Origin of the sequence: Mesorhizobium sp. M4A.F.Ca.ET.050.02.1.1 (assembly GCF_003997725.1) — a bacterium.
Taxonomy (GTDB): domain Bacteria; phylum Pseudomonadota; class Alphaproteobacteria; order Rhizobiales; family Rhizobiaceae; genus Mesorhizobium.
This window is the reverse complement of the sequence record NZ_RZSG01000851.1, coordinates 1-2,473: the sequence shown is the minus strand read 5'-3', so window position 1 is coordinate 2,473 and position 2,473 is coordinate 1. Positions and strand designations below refer to the sequence as shown.

At 66.2% G+C, this 2,473-nt stretch carries 1 protein-coding gene; it reads right to left on the bottom strand.

Annotated elements, in window-relative coordinates; genetic code table 11:
• The coding region (locus tag EOA33_RS32170; RefSeq protein WP_145989410.1) for a hypothetical protein at positions 1-2,473 on the bottom strand (2,473 nt) is incomplete at both ends.

The window sequence follows — 2,473 nt, the reverse complement described above, 5'->3', positions numbered from 1 at the left end:
ACCTTGCTGTTTGCGCCGATGCGCGCCGTCGTTGTCTCGGTCAGCACTGTTACGGCGACCGAACCGGCGACCGCCGCCTGCGCGGAAGCCGCGCCGGCGGCGGCGATGATCAGCACCTCATCGGTGGAAATCGCCGACACGGAGAGGCCGTTGGCGCCGCCGGTGACCACATCGGCGTCGCCATAGAGCTCCGCCTTCACGTCGTCGAGATGGACAAACACGGTTCCGGAAACGCCGATGCCGGCGCTTTGGCCGAACGCCGCCGCGCCCGCCAGCAGGAACACGTCCGCATCGCCGGTGGCCGTCACGGAGACATCTCCGCCGGCGCCCAGATGCGATTTGTTCAGCGCGCTGCCGGCCTCGACGAAGGCCTGCGTCGATGTGTCAAGATAAAGCACGCCGACCGACGCCGCGACGCCGGCCGAGCCGCCGGCGCTGCCGCCGAACGTCGCCGCGATCGAAGTGATGTCGTCGAAGGAGTCGGCGTTGATGACGATGTTGCCGGCCGACGTATCCAGATCCGCGCCGCCGCCCATCCAGGCGCTGGTGTTGCGCGTGATCACCTGCACGTCGAGGCCGATGCCGACGCCGGCATTGCCGTTCAGCGTCAGGCCGATGCCGCCCGCCCCGCTGACCACGGTCAGCAGGTCCGTCGCCTCGATCTTGATGCCGGTTCCGGCCTCGAGGTCGGAGTTGTCGTTCACCGAGGCGTGCGTCTCCATGAAGATCACGTTGACGCTGGACGAACCGCCGACGGCAACGCCGGTGCCGGCGGCGAAGCTGGTGACGGCCAGCGAGCCGATGACAGGCAGGTTTTCCGTGACCGGCAGCAGTTCGGCATGCGAGGTGACGTTGATCGCGCCCTGCGCTTCGGCGTCGAGATTGATGCCGGTCTCGGCCTTGGTGCTGAGATCGTTGACGATGTTGACGGTGACCGCGATGCCCACGCCGCCACCGCCGCTGCCGGTGCTCAAGGCCGCACCGCCGGCCAGGTTCTGCATTTCATTGAGACTGACGGCGCCGATCTCGATGTTGCCGGTGTTGGCGTCGAGATCGACATTGTCGCCGACCGATGCCAGCGTGTTGACATCGAGATAGTTGATGCCAACCGAGCCGCCGATCGCGGTGTTCTTGGAGACCGCACCGGAGAGGGCGCGCGCCTGGAACGTGTTCTTCTGGCCGTTGGCGGTCGCGGCGCGGACCTCGATCGATCCAGCTGTCAGATCGGCGCCTGCGCCGATCATCGCGTTGTTGTCGAGGAGGACGATGTTGAGACCGACCGCGGCGGCGACGCCGGTATTGGAACTGGTGTTCGTAGAGGTCGCCGTGGCCAATGCCCGCGCGTCGGTCGTGCTGATTGCCTCGACCTTCATCGCACCAGTGCCGGAGATCGTCACGTTGCCGGCGATCTGCGCCTGGTTGTCTGCATCGAGGAAATTGACGGCGATCGTTGCCGCCACGTTGGTGCCACCGGAGCCATTGCCGCCCTGCGTACCCTTGCCGGTCTGCGCATTGCTGTTGCCATCGGCCTGGCCAAGGCTGCCGCTGCCGCTCTGCGTCGGCGTCTTGGTGCCGCCGCTCTGGTTCTTGGCCATCTCGGTCTGGTTGGTCGTCTCCTGATCGGAGTTGGCACTATCCGTTGTGCCATCGGACTTCTTCGTGGATTGGCCCTTCGAACTCGCCTTGGACTCTGCCTTGGTGTCGAGTGTCGAGGTCGCGGTGATCGTCACCGTGCCGACATTCTGGAAATTGCGGCCGAGGAATGCGTCGTTGGTGACTTCGCCGATGTTCAGCGCAATCGACGCGCCAACGCCAACGCTGCTGCCGGCAGCTTCGCCATCGGCAAGCGTGTGAACCGTCCCGGTGTGCGACGCTTGCGCGGCCAAATTGCCCGTCAGCGTGATCGCTGCGCCGCCGCCGGTGCCGATGTGCGCATCCGTATCGTTGTCGACATAGGCGACAGCGATCGCGCCGCCGATACCGGTAGCGCCTTGCGCGCCGGCCTTGGCCGTCGTCGTCAGCGTGTCATTGGATGTCGCGGTGACCGTGAAATTGCCCGTCGTCCCGCTAACCGTCTCGCCGTCCTCGACGCCAGCAAAAGTGCTGTTCAAGCCGATGCCGAGCGCGATCGATGCGCCGACGCCGACGCTGCCCGAGCCGCTGCCGGCCCCGGAGGAGGTCGCCGTCGTCGTGGTTTCGGTCGTGTTGATCGCCGTGAGCAGGACGTTGCCGCCGGTCAAGGTGACCGTCGCGGCGCCACCTGCCGGCTGATCGGCATGGTCGAGACCAATCACGCCTAGCGTGTCGGTATCGGCGAAGCTCAGCGCGAACGAGCCGGCCACGCCGATATCGCCACCGCTGGCACCGGAGGTCGACTCGGCGCCGAAACGATGCGTCACGTCACCACCGACGTTCTTCATCTTCGCTTCGGCTTTCACCCCGTCGGCGGTGATGATGCTGCCCGCCCCTGTCT